At 41.4% G+C, this 21684-nt stretch carries 22 protein-coding genes; 13 read left to right on the forward strand and 9 right to left on the reverse strand.

The window, feature by feature from the left end:
* Positions 1 to 33 precede the first annotated feature (33 nt).
* The 3 genes from F993_RS15195 to F993_RS15185 form a co-directional block, all read right to left on the reverse strand.
* Complete coding sequence (locus F993_RS15195) at positions 34 to 963, reverse strand: metal-dependent hydrolase (RefSeq protein ID WP_004652941.1); 930 nt, start codon at positions 961 to 963, stop codon at positions 34 to 36.
* On the reverse strand, positions 953 to 1816 hold the full coding sequence (locus F993_RS15190; RefSeq protein WP_004652942.1) for an alpha/beta fold hydrolase: 864 nt from the start codon (positions 1814 to 1816) through the stop codon (positions 953 to 955). The genes F993_RS15195 and F993_RS15190 overlap by 11 nt, the downstream gene beginning before the upstream one ends.
* A 183-nt stretch (positions 1817 to 1999) precedes the next feature.
* Positions 2000 to 2857, reverse strand: a complete 858-nt coding sequence (locus F993_RS15185; protein ID WP_004652943.1) for a LysR family transcriptional regulator — start codon at positions 2855 to 2857, stop codon at positions 2000 to 2002.
* A gap of 163 nt (positions 2858 to 3020) precedes the next feature.
* On the opposite strand from F993_RS15185, the gene F993_RS15180 reads away from it, so the two are divergent.
* From F993_RS15180 to F993_RS15165, 4 genes are all read left to right on the forward strand, one after another.
* The gene (locus F993_RS15180) at positions 3021 to 3707 is read left to right on the forward strand and encodes an ankyrin repeat domain-containing protein (RefSeq protein WP_004652944.1); all 687 of its coding nucleotides are present in this window, start codon (positions 3021 to 3023) and stop codon (positions 3705 to 3707) included.
* A gap of 1 nt (position 3708) precedes the next feature.
* Positions 3709 to 4170, forward strand: a complete 462-nt coding sequence (locus F993_RS15175) for a nucleoside deaminase (protein WP_004652946.1) — start codon at positions 3709 to 3711, stop codon at positions 4168 to 4170.
* Between the two features lie 19 nt (positions 4171 to 4189).
* Entirely contained in the window at positions 4190 to 5362 is a 1173-nt protein-coding gene (locus F993_RS15170) for a cyanate transporter (protein WP_004652947.1), read from the forward strand.
* A 303-nt stretch (positions 5363 to 5665) separates the two neighbouring features.
* Positions 5666 to 6121: a hypothetical protein gene (locus F993_RS15165; RefSeq protein WP_004652948.1), complete on the forward strand. Its 456-nt coding sequence runs from the start codon at positions 5666 to 5668 to the stop codon at positions 6119 to 6121.
* 169 nt (positions 6122 to 6290) lie between these two features.
* Here the strand turns inward: F993_RS15165 and thiM are convergent, their stop codons facing one another.
* A complete protein-coding gene (gene thiM / locus F993_RS15160; protein ID WP_004652949.1) occupies positions 6291 to 7106 on the reverse strand; it encodes a hydroxyethylthiazole kinase in 816 nt (271 codons plus the stop codon).
* Between the two features lie 24 nt (positions 7107 to 7130).
* Entirely contained in the window at positions 7131 to 8291 is a 1161-nt protein-coding gene (locus F993_RS15155; protein ID WP_004652950.1) for a hypothetical protein, read from the reverse strand.
* A gap of 230 nt (positions 8292 to 8521) precedes the next feature.
* Between F993_RS15155 and F993_RS15150 the strand changes: the two genes are divergently transcribed.
* The 3 genes from F993_RS15150 to F993_RS15140 all read left to right on the forward strand — a co-directional run bounded on the left by F993_RS15150 (position 8522) and on the right by F993_RS15140 (position 10304).
* Positions 8522 to 8995, forward strand: coding sequence for a DUF2147 domain-containing protein (locus F993_RS15150; RefSeq protein ID WP_004652951.1), 474 nt, complete (start codon positions 8522 to 8524; stop codon positions 8993 to 8995).
* Between the two features lie 143 nt (positions 8996 to 9138).
* Positions 9139 to 9615: a DUF2147 domain-containing protein gene (locus F993_RS15145; RefSeq protein ID WP_004652952.1), complete on the forward strand. Its 477-nt coding sequence runs from the start codon at positions 9139 to 9141 to the stop codon at positions 9613 to 9615.
* A 215-nt stretch (positions 9616 to 9830) separates the two neighbouring features.
* A complete protein-coding gene (locus F993_RS15140; protein WP_004652953.1) occupies positions 9831 to 10304 on the forward strand; it encodes a DUF2147 domain-containing protein in 474 nt (157 codons plus the stop codon).
* A gap of 59 nt (positions 10305 to 10363) precedes the next feature.
* Here the strand turns inward: F993_RS15140 and F993_RS15135 are convergent, their stop codons facing one another.
* Complete coding sequence (locus tag F993_RS15135; RefSeq protein WP_004652954.1) at positions 10364 to 10621, reverse strand: hypothetical protein; 258 nt, start codon at positions 10619 to 10621, stop codon at positions 10364 to 10366.
* Between the two features lie 340 nt (positions 10622 to 10961).
* Here F993_RS15135 and pepN point away from each other — a divergent pair, with 340 nt between their 5' ends.
* The 6 genes from pepN to F993_RS15105 all read left to right on the forward strand — a co-directional run bounded on the left by pepN (position 10962) and on the right by F993_RS15105 (position 18597).
* Positions 10962 to 13568, forward strand: a complete 2607-nt coding sequence (gene pepN, locus F993_RS15130) for an aminopeptidase N (RefSeq protein ID WP_004652955.1) — start codon at positions 10962 to 10964, stop codon at positions 13566 to 13568.
* A 110-nt stretch (positions 13569 to 13678) separates the two neighbouring features.
* Positions 13679 to 14365, forward strand: coding sequence for a dienelactone hydrolase family protein (locus tag F993_RS15125; RefSeq protein WP_004652956.1), 687 nt, complete (start codon positions 13679 to 13681; stop codon positions 14363 to 14365).
* 67 nt (positions 14366 to 14432) lie between these two features.
* Positions 14433 to 14870, forward strand: coding sequence for an RDD family protein (locus F993_RS15120; RefSeq protein WP_004652957.1), 438 nt, complete (start codon positions 14433 to 14435; stop codon positions 14868 to 14870).
* Between the two features lie 310 nt (positions 14871 to 15180).
* Positions 15181 to 15873, forward strand: coding sequence for a hypothetical protein (locus F993_RS15115; RefSeq protein ID WP_004652958.1), 693 nt, complete (start codon positions 15181 to 15183; stop codon positions 15871 to 15873).
* A 56-nt stretch (positions 15874 to 15929) separates the two neighbouring features.
* Positions 15930 to 16649 carry an MgtC/SapB family protein gene (locus tag F993_RS15110; protein ID WP_004652959.1) on the forward strand — a complete coding sequence of 240 codons (720 nt, stop codon included), beginning with the start codon at positions 15930 to 15932 and terminating at the stop codon, positions 16647 to 16649.
* A gap of 115 nt (positions 16650 to 16764) precedes the next feature.
* Positions 16765 to 18597: a monovalent cation:proton antiporter-2 (CPA2) family protein gene (locus tag F993_RS15105; protein WP_004652960.1), complete on the forward strand. Its 1833-nt coding sequence runs from the start codon at positions 16765 to 16767 to the stop codon at positions 18595 to 18597.
* 35 nt (positions 18598 to 18632) lie between these two features.
* Here the strand turns inward: F993_RS15105 and F993_RS15100 are convergent, their stop codons facing one another.
* The 3 genes from F993_RS15100 to tal all read right to left on the reverse strand — a co-directional run bounded on the left by F993_RS15100 (position 18633) and on the right by tal (position 21632).
* Complete coding sequence (locus F993_RS15100; protein ID WP_004652961.1) at positions 18633 to 19811, reverse strand: benzoate/H(+) symporter BenE family transporter; 1179 nt, start codon at positions 19809 to 19811, stop codon at positions 18633 to 18635.
* A gap of 108 nt (positions 19812 to 19919) precedes the next feature.
* The gene (gene leuE, locus F993_RS15095; RefSeq protein WP_004652962.1) at positions 19920 to 20570 is read right to left on the reverse strand and encodes a leucine efflux protein LeuE; all 651 of its coding nucleotides are present in this window, start codon (positions 20568 to 20570) and stop codon (positions 19920 to 19922) included.
* Positions 20571 to 20642: 72 nt separating this feature from the next.
* Entirely contained in the window at positions 20643 to 21632 is a 990-nt protein-coding gene (gene tal, locus F993_RS15090) for a transaldolase (protein WP_004652964.1), read from the reverse strand.
* Positions 21633 to 21684 lie beyond the last annotated feature (52 nt).

The raw sequence follows: 21684 nt of genomic DNA on the forward strand, positions 1-21684 counted from the left end.
TGTGCCTAAAAGAGGAAAGAATAATTGAGTGGCTTAGCAAACCCGAAGTTGGGTTAAGGCTTTAACCGCGGGGGAGTTATCGATCACCTGCAATGCTTTAAACGTATCGCCTTCATAAAATGGATGATAGTTGGGTTTAACCCAATGTCTTAAGCTAGAAATCATCGCGAAAAAACTGGGTACTTGTTTGCTGCGGGCATTTTCAATTGCGGTTTGGGCTAAAGAACGAAGCAGGCCATAGTTCTGATAGCGTTTAGCTTGAGCATCTTGTTGGGCTAGTTTCTTAAAGCATTGATAGATGGCAAACGTAAATCCTGGCGCAACCGCCAGCATGATCATTTGGCGTTGTAAGTAGGCAAAGGTTTTATTTTCTTCACCGCATAAGTGCATATACAAATCAAAAGCTACACTTCGATGCTCAACTTCTTCTGCCAAATGCCAAGTCATTAGATCAGACATCATTTCATCAGCAGTTTTATTTTGCCACGGTTGGTCATCGAGACACCATGTACCCAACATGGTGGTGAAATGTTCAACTGCAGCGGCGATACCCACGCGAATGGTTAACCAACGATAAGCCAGATTTTGTGGTAATGCCAAGCCTAAAGGGGCTGTATTCAGTTGCTTTGATATCGTATCTAAGCTAGTAATAAAGTCATCAATCTCATAGCCATAATGTCTTAAATAGTCTTGCGCGACTTTATGAGCGGAGGCATGGTGCGCTTCTTGATGGACAAAACCTTTTACATCGGCACGTAGCTTTTCGTCCGTGACATAGGGCAGTGCTTCATTAAAAGATCGGCACATCCAGAGTTCACCCACAGGTAAAATCAAATGCACGGCATTAATTAAATGGGTTGCAAATGGGTTGTCATATATCCAGTGTTCAGGCGTATGGCTAAAATCAAATTGAACACGGCGTTGCTCAAGAGAATGATTTTCCAGTCGTTGTTTAGGATGCATTTGCTTCTCCTCCATTCACGGCATTGATAAAATACTGGCTCAATTGCTCGGCATTCTGGGCAGGAATCCAATGTGTGGCATCCAGATAAATCTCTTGATATGAGCCAGTAAAAAACTGCTTGTTGAGCTGGGCACTTTTCTTGCCGATCGCAATATCCTTATCTCCCCAGATAAACAGGGTGGGTACTTTTACTTTTTTAAAGGTTGAGCGAATCGGGGCCAACGGCATACTGCGATACCAGTTAATGGCAGTGCCGATACGGTTTTCTTGAATGAAATGTTGTTGGAAGTCCTTGATTTGTTCAGCATTCATGCCTGAGTTTTTTAGCAATATGTGGCTGAGTGATTTGGCTTTTTTAAAAAGTAGTTCAGGAATAAAGGGCAGTTGGAAAAAACCAATATAGTACGAGGTAAAAATTTGCGTACTGCTGAGCATGGATTTCAGGAATGCACCTGTATGTGGAACCGAGACCAAAGTGAGATGCTTGACTAGATTGGGGTATTGCTGGGCCAACTCACAGGCCACAATGGAGCCCCAATCATGACCAATTACATAGACGGGTTGTCCAAGCAGATCAATCAAGCTTTTTACATCTGCAACCAGTTCCGCAATTGCGTACTGAAAACGACCTTTGGGAGAGGCTGCTAAGCTGTAGCCACGTTGTTCAATGGCAAAGGTTCGAAAGTTCTGCTGATTGAGAATAGCGCTGGTGGCTTGCCAACTGTGTGCAGTTTCAGGAAAACCATGCAAAAGAATAACTGGCTTTCCATCGATTGGACCGGAATCAATCACATTAAAAATCAGATTATTACGACAATACTGGCTGTATCGTTTTTCTGTCTGTTTTGCCATGCTGAGCTACTTATCAAAGAGGTTGATTTCAATCGATAGTAATTAGCGTTATGGGTACAGTCTTGACAGTAGAGCATGGAATTTAACTTCTTGTGCCATGCCATATATTTTTGGCACATGCAGCATATGACTTGGCACTTAAAGACAGTTGATTCGAGGATAAAAGCGGATATTTCTGTTTAATCATTCGGCTTTGCTTTGTTCAAAACGATGTTGCAGCACCGTGGTCATCTGCTGCAATAGATTGGCGACCAGTCCTTCTTTATCCCAAGCATAGATGGAAACGGTCATGGCTTGTGCTTTACCCAAGGGTAGATATTCCCGTACCCGATGACCTGTGGTGGTGGCGACAGGCAAAAGTGATAAACCGAGACCTGTTTCAACCCCGACCAATACACTGGCCAAGCTGTTACTGGTAAAGGCGATATAGCCATGCTGGCGGTTACGTTCAATCGCTTCAAACATCTCATCTCGATAGAGTCCACCTTGTGGAAACGTCACCAATGGCAGGGGATCAGACCATTCTCCACCATGATCGATACTTTCAAACCAGGCCATTTCCTCGGGGAAGCTGGCATGATGATCTGAACTTGCCGCTGTTTCTTTGACAATCACAATATCAAGTTGCCCATTGCGGTAACGTTCCATCAGATCACGGCTTAACCCCGCGGTCACATCCAGTCGAACCGTACGATGTTGTTTGCTAAAGGCACTTAAAGCCAAAGCCATATCGCTATTCATAATATCCTCAGGCAAACCAATTCGAATGGGAATCGTGCCTGATGGATCACCCAAAATCATCTGGGCTTCTTGTTGCAGGGCTAAAATTCGTCGTGCATAGCTAATCAAATATTCACCTGAGCTTGTCAATTGTAAGGGGCGTACATTTCGATCAATCAATTGTTTACCCACAGATTCTTCCAATCTAGCGAGTTGTTGGCTGACCGTGGATTGAGTCATATGCAAGCGCTCGGCAGCTAAGGTAAAGCTACCAGCTTCAAAGATATTGACAAAGGCGCGGAGCAAGCGGGGATCAAACATATCGAATTACTCGGAAGACCAGTGTTGAAAATGGAGCTTTGAATTTTTTATTCATAATCTTAATACATTGGATTAAATAATTTAATTTTTAAATAGTAATAAAGCTGATTATCCTAAGCATAGATCTTATTTTTGATTTTTGGGCTGATTCATGGAGGGCTTTATGCACAAATCATTTCTGTCGGCTGTATGTGCGCTGGCTTTGACCGCATGTAGCCGCGCAACTTCAGGAGATGCGATGCCAGACGACGCCTTACATACTGCGGCTGCACGCAATAATGTCGTGCAAATCCAGCAGTTGCTCGCTCAACCCATTCAGATTGATACACGTGATGCATCAGGCTCAACTGCTTTAATGATTGCAACACGTGCCAATAATGTCGATGCTGCACAGGTCTTGATCGATGCTGGAGCCGATGTCAATGCCAAAGATCAGATTCAGGACAGTCCTTATCTTTATGCAGGCGCACGTGGCTATTTAAAAATATTAAAGCTGACCTTAACGCACGGTGCGGATTTGAAAAGTACCAACCGCTATGGTGGCACAGCCTTGATTCCTGCGGCTGAACGTGGACATGTGGATACCGTACGGACATTGATTGAGGCGGGTGTGGATGTCGATCACATCAATAACTTAGGCTGGACGGCTTTATTGGAAGCGATCATTTTAGGTAATGGTACTCAACCTTATCAACAGATTGTCGATTTACTCATTGCAGCGGGAGCCAATGTCAACATTCCTGATGCAGATGGGATTACAGCACTCGAGCATGCCCATGCACGTGGTTATACCGCTATCGAAAAAGCTTTATTGCGTGCAGGCGCAAAAACAACGTTATTGGAGCATTAAAATGCAGCAGGATCATGATTTTCTGCGTCAGGCGATTGAACTGGCGTACCAAAATTGCGAGCAAGGTGGACGGCCATTTGGTGCAGTCTTGGTGAAAGATGGTCAAGTGATTGCCTCAGGTGTGAATGAAATACTGAAAAGCAATGATCCAACCGCGCATGCAGAACTCTTGGCAATACGTGCCGCCAGCCAACAATTAGGGACAGCTAATTTACAAGGCTGTGCTGTATTTGCTAGCGGGCAGCCTTGTCCCATGTGTATGGCAGCCATGCGTATGGCAGGGATTAACCGTGTGACTTACGCACATTCAAATGATGATGCCGAGGCATATGGCTTATCGACAGCGGAAATTTATGCGGATTTGGCAAAACCCTTTGCTGAGCAGTCTATGATGATTCGATATATTCCTGTAAGAATTGAAGCCAAGCCCGATTTGTACGGCTATTGGACGTCTATCTCATGATTGATATACGGTTAAAACCATGAGCGCAATCAAGCATCGATCATTGTTGATCATCACCGTTGCTTTGGTTGGATTGAATCTTCGGCCATTTATGACCAGTGTTGGGCCTGTTGCCAATCAGATTCGTGCTACTACAGGTTTGAGCCTGCAAGTTATTGCACTTTTAACCCTTGTGCCAATGTTACTGATGGGACTCATTGCCTTCGTTGGCCCAGTTCTGCAAAACCTCTTTGGTGAGCGTCGTACGATTCTTGGCGCATTGCTGATGATCTGCGTGGGCTGTAGTTTACGCTTTTTTACTGTACATGGTTGGGCTTTAATCTTTACCGCTGCCGTGATTGGCTTTGGCGTTGCTATGATTCAAGCAGCGTTCCCAAGTCTGATTAAAAGAGAGTTCCATGAACATCTGAGTCCGATGATGGGGCTTTATTCAGCTACATTAATGGGGGGGGGAGCGCTTGGAGCATTGCTTGCACCTGTGCTGACAAATAGCAGTGGTGACTGGAAAATCGGGCTGGCTGTTTTTGTGTTGCCTGCATTACTGGCGTTGATCTTTGCAACGTATGTTTTGACTCAGACAGTACAGCAGCACAAAAAAATGCCTTCGGTGATGCGGCTGATCAATAAGCCAAGAACATGGTTGCTGATCTGCTGTTTTGGTTTAATCAATGGCGGCTATAGCTCGATTGTGGCTTGGCTTGCACCTGCTTTTCAAGCACACGGTTGGACGGCAACGGCCAGTGGCAATCTGATGGCTGTGTTGACATTAAGTCAAGCAGGGGCCGCATTGTTATTACCGTATTTATCCCGAAAGCAGCGAGATCGTCGAATCTGGGTGGGATTCACTTTAATCTTGCAACTGATTGGCTTTTCAGGCTTGGCTTTTTTTGCAGATGCTTTGCCTTACCTCTGGGCAATCACTGTAGGAGCGGGTTTAGGCGGATGCTTTGCTTTGTTGATGATCGTGGTGCTCGACCATTTACCTGGTCCTACACATGCAGGACAGCTTTCAGCCTTGATGCAAGGTGGCGGATTCCTATTGGCTGCAATTGCACCTTGGTGGGTTGCGGTATTGCATGATATGACAGGAACGTATGCTGCAGGATGGATCTGGCATTTATGTATGGTGGTGATAGTTATCGTATTGATGATTCGGCTTAATCCACAACATTATGAGAAAGCGATGGCCTAAGCGGTTGATCAAAAATAAATCCATGAACAGTGAGTAAAATTACTTTTAATGCCTGTTATGAATGGGGTTCACAGTTTAAAGTATAGCAAGAAGATGCATTGTGATTTGAGAAAACATGAGAAATCGAAGTCTTAATTTGGATTGTAATGTTTTTTATATGGGGTTGTTCTCAAGCTAAGATGTCGTACAAGCACACTTTTTAGAGCAGGTCAAAGCACTATCTTGATCAATGTAAGTCATGATTGAATACTTTATTTTTCAAGGTGAGATGTTGATGTTCTCACCTTAGCATGAAGATGATTTATGAAAAAAAATATAGCGATTACTTTTTTAATTCTTTTGGCGTTGATTCAATTTCTCTTCATTTTGTATTTATGGGAATACCTTAAGACACCTAAAATTCATGTTTTGGAAAGACCTTTAAGCATCGCATCAAGTTTTGATAATTATTCAGATTACACCATTTTACCTGCAGGCACCGTGTTATATGATGATAGTGACGCATTGAATAGAAGAGTTATGGTGTATTTCAATTTACAAGGCGTTGATTTTAAGTTTATTGAACAAGATGCGGATATTCTCAAGCAGCCCAGTGAAGTCGCAGCAATTAGAGTTACAGAATTGGCAGACCTATTAAAATCTATACCTTTAACCAAGAAAGATATTTACTTCATTATTAAATACGATGAAAGTTTGAGTGAGGCCGAACGTTCGTTGTACTTTAAACAATATCAGATTGATCGCAACAGCTTTGAATAGATCGGTAATGCTGCTCAGTGAAACAAGCTCAATTCAGACCATTGTTAGGGCGCCAGTTAATGGGTTCAGTTAAAAATTGAATCGATAAAACGCAACTGAAGGTTGCGTTTTTAGCATCGCTAAGCAAGGTATTACACTCAAGTAGGAAAGTCTTTTATTGATAAACGACTTAAATGATTTCAATATCAACATATTGCTGGATTAAATTGTCATCCAACATATGCACATAATCCAAAAAAGCCACATTAAAACTGCCCACCGTTTGTGCATGGTCATAGGCCAATTTACCTGCAATGGCAAAATGAATATGTGAGGCGAGTGCAGCAATGCTTGGACTACTGACTGCATGATAGGCTGCGGTTAAGGCACCTAGGGCACAACCTGTTGCGGTAATTTTAGGTTGTAAATAACAGCCACCATTGACTTGAATTACAGCATCGAGTTGTTTCGAGATGATAAAGTCTGATTCACCTGAAATTGCAATACATTCAGTATGTTGCAATAGGCTTTTTGCCTGTGCATAAACCTCATGACTATTTAAAGTACTATCTACGCCTTTAGACTGGATCTGGCTGCCTGCTAAAGTACTGATCTCAGAGGCATTACCACGAATGATACTCGGCTGGAACCTTAACAGTTGATCGACCGTTTCACTGCGCCACTTTAACACTACTCCATAACCAACTGGGTCAAGCACCCACGGCACTTGATGCTGATGCGCAGTTTGAGCCGAAATCAACATGGCTTGAGTTTGTTCGGTGGTTGGGGTTCCAATATTGATGCTTAAGGCAGCACTAATTTTGGTGAAATCTTCGGCTTCAAATGGATTATCAATCATGGCAGGTGAGGCACCTGCTGCAAGTAAGATATTCGCCACATAATTATTGGCAACGCTATTGGTCATACATTGCACTAAAGGTGTTTGTTGTTGTAAGGCACGCCAAGCGTCGATGACCTGATCAATGAGTTGTTGTTTTTGTGACATGACATATCCTGAATAAAGTTTTTATTAACGAGTGAAATAATGATCTTGATGCTTACATTGACGACAAATGAGCGACACATAATCTGTCGCATCATAATCCACGATTAAGTCATTTGAACCGCAATACATGCAACGTTTAACCGAATAGAAATTTAAACGAGGTTCGATTTTTCGCCAAGATTTCCAGACAGGCTGAATAAAAATACTCTCGTCATAACCCAAAAACTTAAACAGCAAAACTTCACTCATTTTACTAAATGGAATGGTATAAGGTCTTGGTAAAGTCGTGGTTTCCCAGCGCTCGGTCAAAGCACGCTCACGATACTGTTCTAAAGTCTTTTTGAGCAAATTGGTGTTGATAAATTTATCATTTCTGGGTTGTAACACGTTTTGTTTATGCAGATATTCTAAAGCGGTTTGGATCAAATAGAAAATCTGCCCGACAGCCAGACCTTCCATTAAACGGTAGCAAAAAGCTTGGAATGGTCGATTACCAGCAATCTGAATACCCCAAGTTCGACAATAGAACTGCATGAACTGCACAATTTCCTGATAGAGCACGAGGTAGAGTGTGTCTTTGACTTCATCTGTGCTTTTAAAGGGAATCCCTTGGCTCAGATTTTCATAGAACCAGTGGCGTAATTGTTGCGCCACACTAAATAAGCTTGGATCTGAATAACCATCCAGTCGGACATTAAGATAATAGTGTTCTGTTTCCAAACCTGCATCTTGCGATTTAAACACCCCTAATTTCAATAACTCTTGAACTAAGTGGTTCTGAAATAAATAGTTAGGTGTAAATTCTCGATATTTAATATTCTGCCAATGAATCAGCTCATCATGCTGTACATCTTCCCGTGCATAGCTGTCCAACAAGCTAAGCAAGAATAATTTATGTAAAAAGCTGAGTTGATTCAGGCTGTAAATCACTTCATCTTTGACTTTATATTTACGTTGTTCTTGTAAAATGGTCTGCTGGGTCTGCTTTTTCCGTTGTGCCGTACACTGAGCACAATGACAATTTAGTTTGCTGTCACTTCTAAAAACGCGGTGCTGGCAATGGCTACATTCGTGAAATTGAAATTCTTGGCTGTATTGTTCAGCCTCGACCCAGAACATGGATGCGTGGCACAGAGGGCAATGGCTACTTTCATCTAACTGTTTTTGTAGAATCTGTAAATCCATTGATATTAAACCTATAACCATTAAATAGAGGATTATACATGCTCAATCCAAGGAGTGATGCAAAGTTTAGAGAGAGATAAAAATTATGATTAAAATGAGATCTAATCTACTGAATTGTATATAAAAGATAAGCCTATAGCTTTGTAGTTTTTTAAACTATGGTAAATTCTTGCGCCAATTAGAATCATAACTTCATCTTAATTGAACAAAGCAAAAGTAAAGGGGAAAACATGAATAATCGGATATGGATGCAATGTATCATTGGCCTAATAGCTTGTTTCAGTTGTATTTTAACCTATGCAAGCTCAATCGAAGGTTATTGGCGCAGTATTGATGATCGTACTGGGGAACAGCTCACGATTATTGAAATTAGAAAAGCGCCAGACAATACCTATCGCGGCAAAATTGTTTATATCTACCCCAATGCACAAGGTGTTGTAGTGACCCATTGTACCAACTGCCCAGCACCGTATACAGGTAAGCCGCGAATGGGATTGGATGTATTAACGGGATTGATTGAAGATCCCCTCAAGCCAAATAATTTTATCAATGGGCGTATTGTTGAAAGCAAAACAGGCAAGGTATATAAGGGCAAAGCCCGTTTAACCGCCGATGGTAAGCGTTTGCATATGCGAGGCTATGTTGGAATTTCTGCTTTGGGCCGTACTGTGGTATGGATTCGTACGGACAGTGCCAATCCCTAATCATTTATTTTTAATTGTGTGAATTGCTTAAGATTTCTTTTGATTTTAAGTAATTAAATATCCTTTAGTAAGGTTGACTGTTTCTGAACATTCGCATAAAAATGAAGTCATAGATGGATCGATTTTGCATTACGGAGCTTATTATGCAAAAACACACACTCATGAAAGGAGTCATGGGCATTTCTTTGACTGTAATCACGTCACTCAGTTTTGCTTCTACACCTGAAGGGTTTTGGAAAAGTATTGATGATCGTACAGGCGAGCAACTGTCAATCGTAGAAATTAAGAAAAAACCTGATAATACCTATACGGGAACCATTGTTTATCGTTATCCAGTTCCAGGTGGTGGGACGGTACTCACCAATTGTGTAAAATGTCCAGAACCTTTTAAAAATAAACCGATTCAAGGACTACAAATTGCATGGGGATTGAAAGAAGATCCGAAGAATCCAAATCAATATATTGATGGTCGGGTACTTGAGCCAAAGACAGGTAATATTTATAAAGGTAAAGCACAGCTCAGTGCCGATGGAAAGCGTTTACGTATGCGTGGTTATATGGGAATTTCGGCACTCGGACGTACTCAAGTCTGGATTCGTACCGATAGCGCTAATCCTTAAGGTTATAAACCGTTTTTTAGAAAGCCTAAACGAACCGTTTGGGCTTTTTTATTTGTACTAAAGAATATATGCATTGGTGTTAGATTGAGCGGTTAGATCAGTTATTTCTTATACAAATGAACGCTAGCGTACAGTGTAACTTGGGTAAAAGTGTGATAATTTCCGTGCATTAAACCTATAAAGATGAATAGGTTACTTTTTTAGACGGGGTTAATATGCTAAATCGTATACTCATGAACGGAATCATGGGGCTTACTCTTGCTTGTGCAAGTGCAACGACTTTTGCGGCTTCTATTGAAGGCTACTGGAAAAGCATTGAAGAACGTACAGGTGAACAACTTTCTATCGTAGAAATCCGTAAAGGAAATGACGGCCGTTATCATGGGAAGATTGTTTATCGTTATCCAAACTCACATGGTATTGCCCTTACCAATTGCACAAAATGTGCAGCCCCAAATACCAATAAACCGATTTTAGGCTTAGAAATTTTATCGGGCTTTAAAGAAGATCCAAACAAACCTGATTCATATATTGATGGTCGAGTATTAGAACCGACGTCTGGTCGTATCTATAAAGGTAAAGGTGTGGTAACAGGAGAAGGAAAACGTTTACGTATGCGTGGTTATATGGGCGTTTCTGCACTGGGTCGCACTGTCGTTTGGTTACGTACCGATAACGCAACGCCATAATCGGATATTTATAAAAAACCTCGAATTGGCTTCGAGGTTTTTTGGGTTAAAGTGGTTGGTTAAACAGGGCATGGTAAGTTTTCGTCCTCCTGACCGATTTTTTTAGCTGCAATAAGCGCTTGTACTTTTTTACTTGGTAGCTTTTCTTTACCAAGTGCGTCATAGGTGTTCACGATATTGGTCACTTCTAAAGTTGTCAGTTCAATTCCTTCTGCTGTTAAAAAAACTGAGATCACATGATGATCCACACCGGCTTTAGCCAGATCATGGATCGCCTTGATATTTTCTAAACGATATAGGTGTGCTTTTAATTCCATCGTCGTAACCCTCGCATGTTTTATTGTATGAACTACATTGGCATATTAGGTTAAGCAATAACCGTGCACAAAATGTAAAACACCGGAAAAAAATGTAAGTTGAGCGATATAACCCATTTGGTTATGTAGCATTTATTTAAGAATGGCAAACTGTGTTGTAATTTTGTCTAAACGGCATGTGATTTGCTCAATAAATTTGAAAACCTGAAATCTAAACCCAATAAAATTCTTAATATTGCGATGTGGCTCTAAAGACAGCTTTTATAAGTTGGCGTATGATCGACTGATTAAGAGTCTTGCCTACAAGACCATCCGACATGATGAAAGATAAGGAATACTGATGAATATAGCGGCGCAGCCTCCTGTACAAGCAGATCAAACGATTTATTTAAAAGACTATCAAAAGCCATCTTTCTTGGTTGAATCCATCAATCTCGATATCCAAGTTTATGATGATCATACGCTTGTAGATTCAACATTGGTGATGAAACGTCAGACAGCAGGTGCATTGGTTCTGTTAGGCCGTGATCTGGAACTGAAATCGATTCAACTCAATGGTCAGACGCTGAGTGCCGAGCAATATGACTTAGACAGTGAGCAATTGCTGATCACTGATGCACCAGATCAGGTCATTCTACAAACCCAAGTGATCATTCATCCCGAATCGAACACGCAGCTTGAAGGTTTATACAAGGCGGGGGATTTATTTGTCACTCAAAATGAACCAGAGGGTTTCCGTAAAATTACCTTCTATCCTGACCGTCCAGATGTATTGGCTGAATTTACCACACGGGTAGAAGCTGACAAGAAGTATCCGGTATTGCTTGCAAATGGGAACTTATTGGAAACGGGTGAGGCTGGGGAAGGTCGTCATTTTGCAATTTGGCAAGACCCAACCAAAAAGCCAAGCTATTTATTTGCCTGTGTGATTGGTGATTTGGCGGTATTGAAAGATCGTTATACGACTTCTGAAGGCCGAGATGTTGCGCTAGAAATTTATGCAATCGAGAAAGATATTCCGAAATGTCATATCGCCATGGAAGCATTAAAGCATTCTATGCGTTGGGACGAAGAACACTATGGTCGTCCTTACGATCTCGATAACTACATGATTGTCGCCGTCAGTCAATTCAACATGGGTGCAATGGAGAATAAAGGTTTAAATATCTTTAATACCTCATGTGTGCTTGCCGATGAGGAATACACCACGGATGCTGCGATTATGCGAGTTCAGTCAGTCATTGCTCATGAATATTTCCATAACTGGACAGGTAACCGAATTACCTGTCGTGACTGGTTCCAATTGTGTTTAAAAGAAGGCTTAACGGTTTTCCGTGATCAGTCGTTCTCCGAAGATTTACAATCGGCAGCCGTACAACGAATTGATGATGTGGCGGTATTAAAATCGCATCAATTCCCTGAAGATGCTGGTCCTTTATCACATCCACCACGTCCAGACCATTTTGTCGAAATCAACAACTTCTATACCGCGACGGTGTATGAGAAGGGTGCTGAAATCAACCGCATGATGGCAACGTTATTGGGGAAAGAAAAATACCGTAAAGGCACAGATGAATATTTCCTGCGTCATGATGGGCAAGCAGTTACGGTTGAAGATTGGGTTGCGGCATTGAGTGCAGGTTCGGGTGTGGATCTATCTAACTTCCTCACATGGTATAACCAACCGGGGACACCGAAGTTAGAAGCTCAAGGTGAATATGATGCTGCTGCACAGACTTATCGTTTAAGCTTCAAACAAAGCTTGAAAGCACATCCAAAATATCCAAACCTCAAAGCAGTCCCAATTCCTGTGGCGCTGGCATTATTTAATGCCAATACAGGTGAACAATATACCTTACACAGCACTGATCTGTTTGTGAATGAGGTCAAAGATGGCGTGTACTTATTTGATCAAGATGAAGCAACAATTGAATTTACAGGGGTGACTGAGCAACCTGTTGCCTCGTTATTACGTAATTTTTCTGCCCCTGTGAATTTAGTCTTTGATTATTCCAATGATGATCTTGCCTTCTTGATTCAGCATGAGACCAATGGCTTTAACCAATGGCAAGCGACACAAACCTTATTGGAACGTATTCTTTTAGAAGACCATAAGGTGGATACCTATATTCAGGCAATTAAAAATACCTTGCCTGACTTAGTAAATAAAGATCCGTTATTGGCATCACGTTTATTTGATGTACCAAGTGAAAACTATTTAGGCAGTCGTGTTGATCAAGACTATGAGCCTGAACTGATTCGTGAAAAACGGGAAGCGGTGCTGGATCGTTTAGCACGTGATTTAGGTTCATTTTGGAAAGAGACTTATTTGGCCTTAGATCCAGACCAGCAAAAAGAGTTTTCTTTGGCGATGGGGGTACGTTCATTAAAGAATATCACTCTGAATATGTTGGCGCGCCAAGGCGATGAGTCTGTGTTTGATTTAGCTTATGCACAATACCAACAAACAGGCAACATGTCTGAGCGTTTAGGCGCATTACGTGTTTTAGTCTGGAATGATGCACCGCAAGCGCAGGCAGCACTTGCAGATTTTTATAACCGTTTTAAAGAGGAAGCCTTGTCATTAGATCAGTGGTTTAGCATCCAAGCTTCTAATCCATGTGCGACAGCGGAAACGATTGAGTATCTGACCAAACATGCGGATTATGATTTGGGAACGCCGAACCGTATCCGTGCCGTAAGTGGTGGTTTGGCAGCAAATCCAGTGAATACGTGGAGCTTTGGTGTTGATCATTTCATTGAGCTTGCTGCTTATCTAGATGAGAAAAACCCAATTTTAGGTTCGCGTTTATTACAAGTCCTGTCACGCTGGTACACCTTGGCTGAACCACAACGTAGTCAGGTGCAACAAGCGCTTAAGGCATTACAACCGAAAGTAAAATCGAAAAATGTAGCTGAAACATTGAACAGTTTACTCAGTATTTAATTTACTGATTGAATGAATAGAAAAGGATGTCGTCAGACATCCTTTTCTATTTGACAATTAGTATTGTCAGAAATAGTATGGAAATCATTCGAATCTAACGGATGACTGCAATGGAAATAAAAACAATCACATTACCGACACGTCAAATTGAAGTTGAAGTGTATGCACCTGCATCAAGCTCGGAAAAAGCACCAGCAATATTATTGCTGCATGAGTTATTCGGCATTCTCGATGTTTACCGTGAAGATGCCCAAGACTTGGCTGATCGTGGTTATTTGGTTTATGTGCCTAATTTATTTAGTGGTGGTGCAGTCAAATATTGTATTCGTGCCATGGTGAGCAAAGCGGGACGCATCAATGCTGCGGATAGTGAAGTTAATCAAGAAATTCATGTATTGTTAGATGCCTTAAAGGCAGATCCTCGATCCAATGGTCGTTTAGGCATGTTAGGGCAGTGCTTAACCGGTGGCTATGTGATTCAGATGGCCAAGCGCGAAGATATGTTAGCACCTGTGGTTTATCATCATTCTCTGGGGATTCAAGGTGCTGGCGTTCCAAACAAAGAGTCTCTGGAGGAAGTTCGTATTCTACAAGGACATTGGTCTACCGTAGATCCATTTTGTCCAGCAACCAAACGTAATAAATTGATCCAGCAATTGGGTGATCGGGTTGAAGCTTATACTTATAATATGCCACATGGCTTCCGTAGTGTGAGTCGAGGTTTGCCAGAAGCTCAAGTGGTGTGGCAACGTACGCTTGATTTCTTTGAGCGAGAATTAAAACAAAACACAATATAAATCATTGGAACAACAGGGTATTATTTACTGAGATTCATTTATAGAAATAAAAAAGCGAGGGGAATATATGTCTCAACAATACGCATACGCGGGCTTCTGGATACGTTTCGGTGCCGCGATTATTGACTCAATCATTGTAATCGTTGCCATGATTCCATTAACCATGATTTTTGGAGGAGGCAACACCACAGTTGCCTCTGATGGTTTTTCATCATTCCAATTTATGTCTACGGCAGATTGGATTTGGCAAATTCTCGCCGCAGTTTTTTATATTTTCTGCTGGATTAAATTTGCAGGTACACCGGGTAAACGCTTGCTTCGATTAAAAGTGCTGGATGAAAAAACGGGTGAAAATGTGACTGTCGGGCAGGCTATCATTCGCTACATTGGTTATATCCCAGCAACATTAGTATTTTTTATTGGTTTAATCTGGGTGGCTTTTGATTCTAAAAAGCAGGGCTGGCACGACAAAATGGCAAAAACTGTAGTGGTAAGAGAGCTTTAATTTAGAGCGAAATTTTATCATGTAATAAAAAATTCATAAGATAGGGCTTGTGAATCAATTCGCATGTCCTATAATGCCGTTGAGTTTATTCACGGAGATCCTAAATGGGAAGTTGTTCGAGGTTCGGGTTTAATAAAGGATTAAGCCAAAGCGAATACTGAGCAAGTGAGCTATTTAGGTCGGCTATCTTGCAATGAGATAGCTTTGTTAAAAATTATCTAAACCCTCCTATAAAATTTTGCTGTATCCACAAAATTTATTGTATTGACTGCATCCTGTTTAGTTTCTCACCTAAAATGGGGAGAAGCCTATGTTTTTTCATGCTTCCATTCAATGGCTTGCTATTGTTAACGTATTTATTTTATGTGGATTCTTGCTGATTCAAAAGAGTAAGGCGGGTCCACTCATCAACACCGATGATGTCTCTATTACAGCAGCACAGCAGTGTCAGCTAGAAAGCACTTATAGCTATAACAAAGACGGAACTTGGTCTTATCAAGTCGTACCTGCTTGTAATCTCAATCAAAATTTAGAAGTATCGTTGGGTTATCACTCCAGTAAAGATCAAGATCAGATTCATGGTTTTTCGGTTCAAGCGAAAAGCATTTTAAAGCCAATGGAGAATGATTGGGGTGTTGCCAGTAGTTTGCAGCTATCACGTGATGATGTTGCTCATCATGGGGATTTAAACTGGTTTTTGAATGTTCCTGTCAGTTTTCAACTCTTAGATCAACGTTTAGCATTGGATACCAACCTCGGTTATCAACAGGCCGATGAGCGCCTCGTTCGTTGGGGAATTGCTTCAACCTATACGCTGACCGAGCATGTCGGTGTAACAGTTGAAACGTATAATCAAGATCGCCAAGCGCCATTCTTCCAGACGGCATTGCAATACAGTTTGATTCCCAATGTACTCACTTTAGAAGCCTCGTTTGGCGATCGTCTACATTGTTTAAAACAACATTGGTTTGGACTTGGCTTGAGTTATACGCCATCATCATAATGCACTTAAATTCAGTTGATCCATCATTAAATCATTGATAAGAATATAGGTATAAGATGCAATTAAAATTTTTACATAATATTGATTTATCGAATATTGCGGACACTTTGGTCAGCCTGTCCGTTGCTTTTATTCTCGGTGCATTAATTGGCTTTGAACGTCAGTATCGACAACGCACGGCAGGACTCAGAACCAATGTTTTGGTGGCTGTCGGTGCTGCAATTTTTGTCGATATTGCGACCAATTTAACGGGTGCAGAAGGTGCAGTCCGCGTGATTGCCTATGTGGTTTCGGGTATTGGTTTCTTGGGTGCGGGTGTGATTATGCGTCAAGAAGGTAATATTCATGGTTTAAACACGGCCGCGACCCTCTGGTGCTCAGCCGCCGTGGGGGCTTCTGCGGGTTCAGATCTCATTATTGAAGCAATACTGGCAACGGCTTTTATCTTGGCAGCCAATACGCTGTTAAGACCGATTGTTCATGCTATTGATCGTCGTCCAATTGATGACGATACCGAGGTTTTACATGTCATCTATATTATTTGTGACCGCAGTCAGAGTAAGGTGGTGATGGATGAATTGAATTTGACCTTGCAACACCATAATTATCCTGCCAAAGATATTGAAGTAACACCCTTTGGTGAAAAAGAGGTAGAGATTGAAGTTACTTTAATTGCCACTTCAATTGATGCAGAAGAAGCACAGCATATTACCAATCATCTGAATGCCATGCCGCAAATTCGACAGGCATTTTGGGATAAAAATACCTTTAATTAAGCCTTTAGAAATTGTTTCTATATCATGGCATTGGGATACATTGTCTCAATAATGATATATAAAATGTCTATTGTTTCACATAAAATGACGCCAGCTTGATAACAATGAGAACAGTATGAGTTCAGAAGCACATTCAATCAGTTTAATTGCGCCAGTGGTCTTGCTTGCCGCTGCTGTAATTGCCGTTCCAATTTTTAAACGTATTGGCTTGGGTTCCGTCCTTGGTTATTTAATTGCAGGCCTGATTATTGGCCCATTTGGTTTTGCATTTTTTCATGATTCGGCTTCGATCTTACACATTGCAGAACTCGGGATTGTGATGTACTTATTTGTGATTGGTCTGGAGATGCAGCCCTCACATTTATGGAGTTTAAGGCGTGAAATCTTTGGACTAGGCACCTTGCAAATTGTTGCCTGTGCTTTGGCATTGACTGGCGTAGGTTTATTGTTTGGTTTTACTTGGCAAGTTGCCTTTATCGGTGCGGCGGGTTTTGTCCTGACCTCTACAGCTATTGTGATGCAGCTGTTGGGAGATCGCGGTGATATCGCTCAGCCACAAGGGCAAAAAATTGTAGCCATTTTATTATTTGAAGATTTGTTGATTGTACCTTTACTGGCAATTGTTGCTTTTATGGCGCCGAACCATGTGGTGGAAAGTACTTCGACCCGTTTAGAAAGCATCGGAATTGGCCTGATTGCGATTGCAGGTCTCATTGCAGCAGGGTATTGGTTGCTAAATCCGTTATTCAGATTGCTTGCTGCGGCAAAAGCCCGAGAAGTGATGACGGCGGCAGCACTTCTGGTGGTTTTAGGTGCAGCATTGTTGATGCAAGTCAGCGGTTTATCCATGGCGATGGGTGCTTTCTTGGCAGGGGTGTTGCTGTCTGAATCAACCTTTAGACATCAAATTGAAGCGGATATTGAACCCTTCCGTGGTTTATTACTGGGGTTGTTCTTCCTCGGTGTCGGGATGTCACTGGATTTATCCGTCGTTGCGCAGAACTGGAAGCTCATCATCAGTGGTGTTTTAGCTATGATGTTTGCCAAGGCTTTGATGATTTATGTCGTTGCACGCGTCACCAAAAGCTCACATACCGAAGCTTTAGATCGAGCATTGTTGATGGCACAGGGTGGAGAGTTCGCATTTGTCCTGTTTGCAGCTGCAGTCAGTGCCCAAGTGATTGATAATTCAATTAAGTCGAACTTGACCGCGATTGTAGTGTTATCAATGGTGTTAACCCCAATTCTGGGTATCATTTTTAAACGCTTTACCGAAACTAAAGATCAGATCAATTTAGACAACGTGAGTATTGCTGAAGGCTTGAGTGGCAGCGTGCTAATGATTGGTTTTGGACGTTTTGGTCAGGTGACCAGTCAACTCTTATTGGCAAGAGGAGTAGATGTCACCATTATTGACAATGACATCGACATGATTCAAAACGCAGAAAAGTTTGGTTTTAAAATCTATTATGGCGATGGCTGCCGTTTAGATATTCTGCATGCTTCGGGTGCATCTACTGCTCAAGCCATTGTGGTTTGTGTGGATAGTAAAGAAACCACCAATCGTATCGTGGAATTGGTCACACATGAATTTCCATTGGCTAAGCTACTGGTTCGTTCTTATGATCGTGAACATTCGCTCTATTTAGTGAAACATCAAGTGGATTATATGATTCGAGAAACCTTCGAGTCTGCGATCAAATTTGGCGGCGTGATCTTGCAAGAATTAGGCGTTGATGAAGACGAAGTACAACGTATCACTGATGAAATTCGTGATCGTGATGATGAGCGTTTTGAAACTGAAATTGCTGCGGATGATGTCTATGCAGGTGTAGGCTTACAATATACACATTCACATCCGCGTCCAACAGCGCCATTAATTCGTCCTAAAAAAGCAGCACGTATTTTAAATGATGAGGAAGCACAAAAGGATTTAGAGGAAAAGTAAGAACTGATTCTATTCCCCAATAAGCCTTAGTCAATCTAAGGCTTATTTTTTGCTTTAAATCTAAATAGTATCAATACGAAGATACCCAATAATAACCCCCAAAACGCTGAGCCAATGCCCCAGAATTGGACACCAGAAGCACTACATAAAAAGGTGAGTAGCGCAGCTTCACGTTCTTCTACATTTGAAAAAGCGACTGCAATGTTATGGCTAATCGTCGCAAAAAGCGCAATCCCTGCAAGCGCCACAATAAAGATTTGTGGGAATGACATTAGTAGGCTGACCAGTGTCGCTGCAAAGAGTCCCATTAAGATATAGAACAGACCGCAGCTAATGCCTGCGATATAACGTTTGCTTGGATCTGGATGGACTTGATCATCTAAACTTACCGCTGCACTAATTGCCGCTAAGTTTATTGAGAAACAGCCGAAAGGCGCAAAAACAGTATGTGCAATCCCAGTCCAACCGACCAACTGATTCACATGCGGGTGATAGCCATAGCTTTTAATCATGGCAATCCCTGGCAAGTTTTGTGAAGTCATATTGATGACAAACAGTGGCAAAGCTAGGCCTAAGATAGCAGACCAAGAAAAAGAGGGCTGCATCCATACCGGTTGGGTCAGTGACCACGTAATCGACTGGAGTTTAAAGTCAATAAAGAGTGGGCAGATCGCTGCACCTAAAATCACCGTCAGTACAATGCTATAACGTGGGAATAAGCGTTTTGAAACCAAATAGATCACAAGCATACTGAGAATAAAGCCAAGATGACTTTCTAAGCTGCTAAAAATCTGAATACCAAATTTTAATAAGATTCCTGCCAGCATGGCGCAGGTCAGACTTTGTGGAATATGGGCCAATAGTTTTTGGAAGATTCCTGAAAAACCAACAATTGCAATGGCGATACCACAGATCAGGAAGGCACCAATCGCCTCATACAAATCATAATGTCCAGTCGATGCAATGATCAATGCAATCCCAGGTGTCGACCATGCGGTGGCAACGGGATATTTATATTTCCAAGATAGAATCAAGCCCGAGAGACCAATCGCAAGTCCCAATGCCCAAAACCAAGAACTGATTTGAGCAGTATTGGCACCTAAAGACTGTGCACCTTGGATGACGAGGATTGCGGAAACACTAATCCCGATTAAGAACGTAATAAAGCCAGCAAAAACTGCTGGAATTGAAAAATCTTGGAGGAGACGTTGCATCTATGCATCTATACTTGTTTAAAATTTGTTGAAAAGTATATCGTTAATGCGTCTTCAATCGTAGTTCTAAAATGATTGAATAAATTGATCATTCAATCAAATTTATGCTTAGGTGAGCGTCGAAGTTGCCAATCTTAAACCGAAACCAAAGAATAAGATGCCGACCAAACAAATACCCGCGGCTGCCAATTTATAATTATGTTTGAAAAAACTGGCCAGTTTAATTCCAGAGAAAATCAAGGCGGTTAAATAGCTAAAACTTACAATTTGGACAATCAATGCCAAAACTAAAAAGCTTAATGCAGGATAGGCATAGTCAGGTTCTACAAACTGTACAAAGAAAGACAGGAAAAATAGAATTGCTTTGGGATTCAGTAAGCTGATACTGAGTGCTGTTCGATAAGGATGAACTTGATCAAGTTTAGGTAAATCAGCAAGCTCGGCATGATGAGACGGTTTATTCCAAGTTTGATAAGCACCTTGTAATAATTTAAAACCTAAGTATGCGAGATAACAAGCCCCTGTTAATTTAAGAATAATGAACAGGATCGGGAAGGCTTTGAGTAAGGATGCTGCACCTAATACTGTACAGAGGATTAAAATAGAATCTCCTGTAAATACACCACAAGCTGCGGCGTAACCAGTACGAATGCCATAACGAGAAGCTACGGACATGACATAGAGAGAGTTAGGGCCAGGTAATAACACAATTAAGATTGTACCAATAATATAAGTGGTTAAATCTGTTATACCGAACACAATGAACTCATTAAAAAACCGATTTTCGCTAATATAACAAAAATCGGTTTTTATTGGTGAAAAATCGACTAATTATGGTTTGATTTCAGCATCAATACCAAAAGACTGACGTAACAATAAACTAAGCTGATCACGGGCCTTGATAAAGCCATCAATACCACCTTGCAGTAATTGGAAAGCCATCAAATCTTGCTCAAGTTCAGCTTTAAAACTCTCTTTGCTTTGTGCTGGACGTTCAATTTTTTCTGCTTGTTGCGCAAATTCGGCACTCAGTTGAGGTTCAACAAGCTGTTGGTCTTGTTCCAACTGTGCCAACAGATTTGGGGCAATCGTAAGTAAGTCACAACCTGCTAAACCAAGTACTTGTGCCGTACTACGGAAGCTTGCACCCATTACTTGAGTCGGAATGGCATGTTGTTTGTAGTAATTATAAATTTTCTTCACAGACAGCACGCCTGGGTCTTTGGCAATTGGATATTGCTCAACACCTTCAGCTTTTTTATACCAATCTAAAATACGACCTACGAAAGGTGAGATCAGCGTGACTTTCGCATCAGCACAAGCCTGAGCTTGATGCAAACCGAATAACAAAGTCAGATTACATGGAATACCTTCAGCTTCAAGCACTTTTGCAGCCTGAATACCTTCCCATGTTGACGCGATCTTAATTAGGATACGGGATTGTTCAATGCCGTAACCTTGATAGAGCTGAGATAACTCACGTGCTTTGGCAATGGTTGCTTCCGTGTTGTAAGAAAGAGAAGCATCGACTTCGGTAGAAACACGACCATCGATCAATTTTAAAATTTCGACACCAAACTTCACAGTCAAAATATCAATGGTGCGTTCAATCAGTTCATCACGTTGATAGCCTTCTTGCTTGGCTTGAGTATAAGCATCTTCTATCAGCTCGCGGCTTTCTGGTTGTTCAGCCGCAGCAGTAATGAGTGATGGATTGGTTGTTGCATCGAGTGGGCGAAATTTTTCAATCGCTTCTAGATCACTACTATCAGCAACAACGGTGGTTAAATTTTTTAATTGGTGTAATGCGGTCTGAGTCATTGATATCGCGTTCTTACATAAACAATATTATTGGTAACTTCTGTTATAACAC

Source organism: Acinetobacter proteolyticus (assembly GCF_000367945.1).
In the GTDB taxonomy this organism is placed as follows: domain Bacteria; phylum Pseudomonadota; class Gammaproteobacteria; order Pseudomonadales; family Moraxellaceae; genus Acinetobacter; species Acinetobacter proteolyticus.